The 7,784-nt window shown below is 54.7% G+C and carries 9 protein-coding genes; 4 read left to right on the top strand and 5 right to left on the bottom strand.

The genetic code is table 11. From position 1 onward, the window contains the following. Both HY788_15830 and HY788_15825 read left to right on the top strand, forming a co-directional pair. Positions 1-327: carbon monoxide dehydrogenase (locus HY788_15830; GenBank protein ID MBI4775611.1), on the top strand; the 327-nt coding region annotated here is incomplete at its 5' end. A gap of 394 nt (positions 328-721) precedes the next feature. Then, on the top strand, positions 722-1,267 hold the full coding sequence (locus HY788_15825) for a manganese efflux pump (GenBank protein ID MBI4775610.1): 546 nt from the start codon (positions 722-724) through the stop codon (positions 1,265-1,267). A 103-nt stretch (positions 1,268-1,370) separates the two neighbouring features. Here HY788_15825 and HY788_15820 read toward each other — a convergent pair whose 3' ends face one another. Then, positions 1,371-2,447, bottom strand: coding sequence for a 4Fe-4S binding protein (locus HY788_15820; GenBank protein ID MBI4775609.1), 1,077 nt, complete (start codon positions 2,445-2,447; stop codon positions 1,371-1,373). A gap of 363 nt (positions 2,448-2,810) precedes the next feature. Then, the gene (locus HY788_15815) at positions 2,811-3,473 is read right to left on the bottom strand and encodes an LON peptidase substrate-binding domain-containing protein (protein MBI4775608.1); all 663 of its coding nucleotides are present in this window, start codon (positions 3,471-3,473) and stop codon (positions 2,811-2,813) included. 737 nt (positions 3,474-4,210) lie between these two features. On the opposite strand from HY788_15815, the gene HY788_15810 reads away from it, so the two are divergent. Then, positions 4,211-4,405 carry a hypothetical protein gene (locus HY788_15810; GenBank protein ID MBI4775607.1) on the top strand — a complete coding sequence of 65 codons (195 nt, stop codon included), beginning with the start codon at positions 4,211-4,213 and terminating at the stop codon, positions 4,403-4,405. Positions 4,406-4,614: 209 nt separating this feature from the next. Then, positions 4,615-5,076 carry a YbhB/YbcL family Raf kinase inhibitor-like protein gene (locus tag HY788_15805; GenBank protein ID MBI4775606.1) on the top strand — a complete coding sequence of 154 codons (462 nt, stop codon included), beginning with the start codon at positions 4,615-4,617 and terminating at the stop codon, positions 5,074-5,076. A 112-nt stretch (positions 5,077-5,188) separates the two neighbouring features. On the opposite strand, the gene HY788_15800 is transcribed toward HY788_15805, so the two are convergent. From HY788_15800 to HY788_15790, 3 genes are all read right to left on the bottom strand, one after another. Then, a complete protein-coding gene (locus tag HY788_15800) occupies positions 5,189-5,887 on the bottom strand; it encodes a DUF1847 domain-containing protein (protein MBI4775605.1) in 699 nt (232 codons plus the stop codon). A gap of 95 nt (positions 5,888-5,982) precedes the next feature. Continuing rightward, positions 5,983-7,284: a TRAP transporter large permease gene (locus HY788_15795; GenBank protein MBI4775604.1), complete on the bottom strand. Its 1,302-nt coding sequence runs from the start codon at positions 7,282-7,284 to the stop codon at positions 5,983-5,985. Next, a complete protein-coding gene (locus HY788_15790; GenBank protein MBI4775603.1) occupies positions 7,281-7,766 on the bottom strand; it encodes a TRAP transporter small permease in 486 nt (161 codons plus the stop codon). The genes HY788_15795 and HY788_15790 overlap by 4 nt, the downstream gene beginning before the upstream one ends. Positions 7,767-7,784: the final 18 nt, after the last annotated feature.

Here is a 7,784-nt window from a genome sequence, read left to right as displayed (position 1 = left end):
ATCAGCGACCTGCCGGCGGCCGGTTCCGCTCCGGAATGGATGAGCGAGAAAGCCATCAGCATCGGGCAGTACTTTGTGGCGTCCGGCGTGTACACGGTGTTCGGCGTGAGCTTGCCGGTGAGCGGAGCGCCCAGGTTCCAACACCACCTGTTCCACGACCTGGAGAAGCTGTACGGGGGCATGTGGGACCTGGTGGAAGATCCCTACGAACACGCACGAAAGATGATCGACCATATCGACAAGAAACGTCGGGCCCTCGGCATCGACAAGAAACGCGAACGCGTACTCATGGATATGGCCGACCGGCAAAAACTGGAAGCCGCGTAATTGACGGGATAAAGAGGCTATTGCCCTTTTTAAGGCGATTCCCCGAAGGGGGGATCGCCTTTCTTATGCTCACGAAGCCCAAGTTGCGGTCACTCTTCAACCAAGGTCGGTTCCTGCTTCTGCAATTCCCGGTTTGAAAAATCCTTGTTTTGCGCTATATAGGTTCCGCTTTGGATGGTTGTCATGGCAACGGAGCGCCATCTCACGCACGGCGGTTTCATATGCCGGCGGGGTATGACGAACTGCGACCGCCCCTCAAGGGTCGTAAGGAAGAAGAGACGGTTTCACGATACGTTTCCAGCCCGATCCGATCGGTTTTGAGGGGACCGTTCCTTGAGAAAACCGCCGTCTCCAAATGCCGTCACAGGTATCACCTGTCCGGGAGGACAATCGTTTGAATCTGGTGGAAGTCGTGCTGGTGGCCGTGGCGCTCGGTTGCGACGCCTTTGCCGTCGGACTGGCCGTGGGAACCCGCTGGAACGAGAGGAGGCAGGTTTTTCGCCTCTCTTTCCACTTCGGGCTGTTTCAGTTTTTAATGCCCCTATTGGGTTGGGTTTTGGGACGCACCCTTGCGGGCGTTACCAGCCGGTACGGCCCCTGGATCGCCGCGGCCTTGCTCTTCTACATCGGCGGCAAAATGGGGTACGAGAGCCTTCGTTCCCCATCGGAAAGGCATTCCTCGTCGGATCCTACCCGAGGGTTCAGTCTCATGGCGCTTTCTCTTGCCACCAGCTTGGATGCTTTGGGCGTGGGTTTGAGTTTCGGCCTGTTGGACCGGCAGCTGTTTGTTCCCGCCGTATGGATTGGGATCACCGCCGCTCTGATGACCTGGACCGGCATGAAACTGGGAACCCGGCTCTCACAATGGCTCGGCCACAGGGTCGGCCTGGCGGGCGGAGTCATTCTCTTTGCCATTGCAATCAAACTCCTCGTCTCATGAAAAGTCCACCCCTGTCCGTACGGTTCATGCAGCCTGAATTGCCGCACTCCCCGCAAGAGGCTCCCGTTTCATCCTGAGCAATAGCACCCGGTCGATCCGGCTTTCACTTCCCCGCCCCAAACACGCCGCGCTGTTGGGCCATCTGCATCAGGGTATCCACGGCCTTTTCCGGAGGATCCCGCCGCTCACCTTCAAGTTTGGGCTTGAGGCTCAAAGCCTCGCTGGTGCACGTGGTGACGCACAAGCCGCAACCGATGCAGCGACGGAGATCGATCTGCGCCACATCGTCATCGCCCATGGATATCGCGTCCATCTGACACCGGTCCAGGCACGTTTCGCAGGCCACGCATGCGTCCGGATCCACTTCCGCATAGTAGTTCGAGATCGTTACCTCTACGGGATTCGGGTGATGTTTAAGCGCGCGAAGGATGTTGCAGCAATCCCCGCAGCAGTTGCACATCCCGCCCGGATTCTGGGCATTGAACGGCTGGGTTACGAGACCCGCTTCGTCACACCGATCGAGTATCTCGAGGGCTTCTTCCTGGGTGACCTGACGGCCCATGTCCCGATCAATGTAATACCTGGCGTGAGACCCGAACATAAAACAGACCTCGAGCGGTTTGTCGCAGGCGTGCTCCAGACGTTGCTGCTGCACACGGCAGATGCAGGGCGCCACGGCAATCAGATCCTTGCCTTTGATGATTGCTCTGGCGTCTTCGTAGGGGGCCACGGGCCACCCCACTTCGATGGAACGATTCACCGGTATCGGCCGCATCAGAGCGGTGTAATCCTTGCACCGTTCGAGAAACGCCTCTTGGAAGTATGCCTCACATAGCTCGGCCAATTCCCGGTCCATGTCCTTGACCTGATACTCGAAAAGCCCCACTACAAAAGGCACCGCACCGTATAAGAGGCCCTCTCCCTTTTTGATGCGAAACAATAGACCCTTTTCCGCCATGCTCTCGAGCAATGCGGCCGTATGCACCGGCTCCTTTCCCGTTCGCTCGGCTACGCTTTCCGGCGGCTCGAGTCTTGGCGTCATTGCGAGAAACATCTCGGCCTCTTCCTCGGAAAACAGGCGTTTCAGCAGTCTCATTTCTACGCCCGACTCCGTGGATGGAAAGCCGACAGAAAACACGTCCAGCCATTCTCGAAGCCGGTGATACACATTTTCGGCCATGTCACTCTCCTTATCAATATTGAACCATTCGCTTAATAGGGTATCGGAACCGTTTCACGGCTTCTTCGCCATACGTTCCGATGTACGTGGTTTCCGTCAACAAAACCCAGATCCGATCCGATGTCAACTTAAAACGCCGGATCGGAACAGCGTTAAACGTGTCTTCAGACTGAAATCATGGCGGGGTTGTTTAGGAGGGAGGCGGCTCTCTTGAGGAACGGGTGCTCGGGGAGCATGGATCGAGTAAGGAAGAAGAAGGTTCGAGTTCGGACATGCTGAAGGGATCATCCTACCTGCTAAGAACGATCCCTTCGATCCTTTTGAACTATTCTTTAACTTGGATATCGATACGGAGTCTCCTCATTAATGCACCAATCCGCACTCGGCACTCCAAACTCTGGAGCCCTGTATACGCAGGTCGCACAGACTGAACTCGGCAAGTTGAATATACTTCCGGTACCGCTCAGGTACATTTTCAGCCTCGAGCAGAAACTGTTTCGAGCTCGTGTCAAACGGGCTCACAAAAGACATGGCGTTTATGAAAATATTCGTGTCCAATTCAGAAAGCTCGCTGACTTGGTCAATATCGATGAAGCGATCCCCGCAATCCACCAGCTGGGAGAGTAATTCCTGTCGAAGTTGGTTCCCTTCCGTGTCCAATTCCTCCACATGGCTTTCCGAAATAGGAATCACTTCCGCTCGACGATACGATTTCCCTTCGATCTCCCCGGCAATGCGAAACTTACCCACACCGCGAACCAATACCTGCAATGAATCTTCCTCGTCCTGATCGCATTTCACGACCAAGCCCTTACACCCCACCTCATAGACATCCGGCTTGTTCTCGTACTCAGCCTCCCAGCCCGGCTTTAGTGTGACGATCCCAAGCAGACCATCTCCGTTCAGCACATCGGCCATCATTTCAAGATAACGAGGTTCGAATATCCTAAGCGGGACCACAATGCCCGGAAACAATACCACATTGGGCAGTGGGAAAATCGCCAGTGTTTCTCTGTTTTCGTTCATGAAAGACCCCTTTTTGAAAGCGTCGGCGGAAGAGACGGCTTCGCCGCTTCCCCAACGAACATCATGTTCACTTCGTGTACATACGTTAACCTCTTTCCGGACGAATGCAACTATGCATATCCACGCGAGAACGCACTTCGACACTCCATCGTCAAGGAACCGATTCGCGGCGCCTCGGACAATGGACCGATTCGCCGATATGAACTCGAACGGAACGCAGAGTTGGGATCGAGTGCATGGTTCGTGTCTAGAAACCGGGGATATCCGGCAGACGCCGTTCTTCTCCTTGTCCATGCACTCGCCCTATGACGCCTCATCAACTCATGCGGTTGAATATCGGGGGCCTTGCACCGGCATGCGCCTCATATCAAACCCCCATCGAACCCTACACCCTTCCGAGTGTTGTTTGGACTAAAGCAGACCCCCGGTGCTGCCGATCAGTAAAGAAAGGTATGCAGAAAAGTGGGACAGACTGGATTCGGGGCTCGTCGTCCGAATCGAAATCCCGGCTTGAGAACAGGACTCTGGTATTTTTCCAAAGCCGTTGGCCTTGACTTCCATCAGTTTAGTGGATACTGATAACTTAACGTTTTGATAAAATTTCGAGGAGAGGATGAATTATGCTTTCTGTTAGCGATCAAGCTCATGAGAAATTCATAGAGTATTTCAAGAATCAGGAGCCGAAGCCCATTCGAGTCTTTTGGGCGGAAGGCGGGTGAAGCGGTCCATCTTTACAGTTGGCTCTGGATGAGCCCAAGGACAGCGATGAAGTATTCGACCTCCAGGGATTGAAATACCTGGTGGATCAGGAACTGATGGATCGGATGGCCAAAATCAACATCGATTTTATAGAGCGAGGATGGCAGTCCGGTTTTTCGATCACAGCCGAAAACTTCACTGCGAAGTCGTGTGGTAGTTCGTGTTCGTGCTGAGAAGTTAACGTATTAAACTGACCTTTTCGAAAGCGACCATAACTCTGGTTTATATGTGGGAGGTGGACAGCGCCCGATGAGCCTGATGGTCGCTTTTTTAATTTATAGGGAAGATCGGGAGATTGTCCGGATCTATCAAAACGGCGAAAAGAACCCTAGCGGTTTCGTTTCTCGGCATTCTGTTCACCCTAGTTGTGGGAGGAAGTCTTATGGCGTTTGAACTGACCAGCAAGGCATTTTCCAGCGGGTCCCCGATTCCTCGGGTGCACACTTGTGACGGGCAGGACGTATCGCCGGAATTGACTTGGACAGACCCTCCCGCCGGCGCCAAAAGTCTGGCTCTCATTTGCGACGATCCCGATGCGCCGGTTGGGACCTGGGTTCACTGGGTACTTTGGGGTATCGGCCCGGAAACGCGCACCTTGCCTGAAGGTTTGGGCAAGAAGGTTTCTCTTTCAAAGGGATGCCTCGAAGGAATAACGGATTTCGGAAGGACGGGCTATGGGGGGCCTTGCCCTCCCCGGGGAAAACCGCATCGCTATTTCTTCAAACTATACGCCTTGGACATGGTTCCCAGCTTGTCGCCCAAAGCCCGAAAATCCGACCTGCTGGAAGCGATTCGGGGCCACGTCCTCGACGAGACGAAACTTATGGGCACCTACAAGAGATAGATTTCGCCCCTCGCTCCAATGCACGCCCGGGCTCCCTTTCCGAGCCGGGTGTAGCCCCGCTCCTAATTCAAGGCGCCGGAAGTCATCCGTCGACATCCGGTCCTCGATCACTTCATAGCTCGGGGTGTCTGATCTTGCGATAGTAGGATTCCGAAAGGTAGATGGCGGCCAGGGGATTGTGCCCGGTAACACGGTCCTTTACCGCCAAGACGGTCGTGGGCGCTTCAGCATATTTGAAAAACAGAGAATCGTGCCCCACACAAAGACCCAATAGCACGTTGAAGTCCGTTTCTTCCCAATTCATGAGCTTGGCCTGGTAGATGGGATTGCACATGGGTTCGTCGGTCCCCCGGTGAATTTTTTCCTCGTCCCGGATTCCGATACGTTCTTTTGACGTCCCGCCGGCTTTGCAGAGCGCGGATACCACTTCCATACCGTATTCTCTGAAGATCTCAGACACAATCTTCGCCTCGTTGACCAAACCGAGACAGAAAGCCAATCCGATCCGCGTGTAATTCATCTTTTGGGCAAACTCACAGATTTCGACGATGCGGGTCTTTGTGGGCTGCAGCACGTACGGCCGCTGATCTCGATTGGCGTAACATTCCGCTTCCTGGATAGAAGCCTGCCGGGCAAACTCGCGGACTTCCGGTTTCTCGAACTCTTTAATGGCCTCCTGGAGGACCTGGGGTCGCGTCAAGGTGGGGCATCCCTTGGACCCGACACCCTCTGCATCCAGGCAGATCCTGCTGCCAGTTTCGAGGCTGCAATCCGCACACATGGGCTGCGTTCCGGTTTTCGCTTGGCTCATTCCTTACCTTTCCTACTCAGGCAGTGACGTGAAAGTTCCATCCCGGCGGAGAATGTTCGCATCGCATTCAAGACGCTGAAAAAGGCGGAGACCGCCTAATACATCAAGTCGGGCAGCCAGGTAACGAATTTGGGTAGCATGATCAGCACACCCGTTCCCACGATCAGTGCGATCAGGAAGGGAAGCGATCCCTTGAATATAAGCTCCAAAGGCGTCTCGCGATCCATACCGCTCACAACATATACGTTGATTCCCACTGGGGGCGTGATGACTCCCATCTGAGTGACCAGGACGATGATGACACCGAACCATATGGGGTCGTAACCCAGGTCGATTACGATGGGATAGAAGATGGGAATCGTCAACATGACCAGCGCAAGCGCGTCAATGAAACACCCCCCGATCAGATACACCAGCACGATCATGCCGATAATGGCAAAAGGCGGCAGAGCCAGCCCCCCCACCCAGGAAGCTATGGAGAAAGGAATACGAGTCACCGCCAGAAAATGTCCGAAAATAACCGCCCCGGCTATCAACAGAAGCACCATGCACGTGGTCCGCAAGGTCTCGTAAAGCGACTTCACAAATCCCGTCCAGGTAATCTGCCCCCGGATCAAGGCCAGCAAGAGTACGCCGAACGCACCGACTCCGCCTGCTTCCGTTGGGGTGAATACCCCCCAAAAGAGCCCCCCCATAACAACCAGAAATACGATCAGGGTTTCACTCATTTCGGATAGAGAACGGATTTTTTCTCTAAAGCTGAAGGTTTCTCCTGCCGGTCCTTGCTCGGGGTTGAACCGGCAATAGACCGAAATGGTCATGATGAACAGAACGGTTATAAAAAAGGCGGGCAGTATCCCGGCTACGAATAACTTGCCCACGGATTGCTCGGTGAGAATTCCATAAACAATCATCACGATGCTGGGCGGCATGAGCATGCCAAGGCTGCCCCCGGAAGCTACGGAACCCGTGGCCAGCTCGGCCCCGTACCGATATCGTTTCATCTCGGGCAGCCCGACCGTCGCCATGGTAGCCGCCGTAGCCGGAGAAGAGCCACATACCGCGCCAAAAGCCGTGCATGCGGCAATGGTGGCCATGGCCAGTCCGCCACGGGTGCTCCCCAGAAACTTATAGGCCGCGTCGTACAGTTTTCGGCTGATTCCGGCATTAAAAGCGATCTGACCCATCAGAATGAACAACGGAATGATCGTCAGGCCGTAAGAGGAGTATACGTCGTAAAAATCCCGCGATAGAAGCGCCAATCCGGCGGAGCCACCCCGAAGATAACTGAATCCCACGAATCCGATCAGGGTCATCACATAAGCAACCGGCATTCTCGAAAAAAATGCCAGCACGAGCACCAACGTTCCCAGCAGCCCTACTACCGTCGGATTCATTTGCCGAACGCCTTTTGTACGGATGTGATGAAATACTGCAGCACGACAAGACCCAGAATGGCAAAGGCTAACGACATACCGTATACCAGGACATAACTGGGAAGCTCGAGGGTCATGGATACCTCTCCGGACCTCCGCAGAGCGCCTGCGTACAAAGACATCCTCCATGCCACTGTCAGGAATAGTCCCAAGCTGAGAAAGGAAGTAACCGCATCCACTCCGGCCTGGGACCGCGGTTTGAGTCTGCGCACCAGGAGATCCACGCCCACGTGCCCTTGCGCCGCGTGGGTGTAGGGCATCGCGCACGCGATAACCGATGTGGCCATCAAGCTGACGAGTTCCACGGCTCCGAGTATCGGACGGCCGAACGCCCGGAAGATCACGTCCAAACAGGTCAGCAGCATCATGCCCACGAGACATCCGGAACCGATCCACTTCAACACATCAACCGTACGGTGTATCAGTTGAAAAAAACGTTCCATGATCCGTGTTCTCCTTCC

It is taken from the genome of Deltaproteobacteria bacterium, assembly GCA_016208165.1.
In the GTDB taxonomy this organism is placed as follows: Bacteria; Desulfobacterota; Desulfarculia; order JACQYL01; family JACQYL01; genus JACQYL01.
Note: the sequence above shows the minus strand (reverse complement) of the source record. Positions and strands in the feature narration are given on the sequence as shown.

What these genes read in the sequence shown, in the direction of transcription:
- HY788_15805 (MBI4775606.1), top strand. Translation starts at nt 4,615, where the DNA reads ATGGCGTTTGAACTGACCAGCAAGGCATTTTCCAGCGGGTCCCCGATT.
- HY788_15815 (MBI4775608.1), bottom strand. Translation starts at nt 3,473, where the DNA reads ATGAACGAAAACAGAGAAACACTGGCGATTTTCCCACTGCCCAATGTG.
- HY788_15820 (MBI4775609.1), bottom strand. Translation starts at nt 2,447, where the DNA reads ATGGCCGAAAATGTGTATCACCGGCTTCGAGAATGGCTGGACGTGTTT.
- HY788_15790 (MBI4775603.1), bottom strand. Translation starts at nt 7,766, where the DNA reads ATGGAACGTTTTTTTCAACTGATACACCGTACGGTTGATGTGTTGAAG.
- HY788_15800 (MBI4775605.1), bottom strand. Translation starts at nt 5,887, where the DNA reads ATGAGCCAAGCGAAAACCGGAACGCAGCCCATGTGTGCGGATTGCAGC.
- HY788_15795 (MBI4775604.1), bottom strand. Translation starts at nt 7,284, where the DNA reads ATGAATCCGACGGTAGTAGGGCTGCTGGGAACGTTGGTGCTCGTGCTG.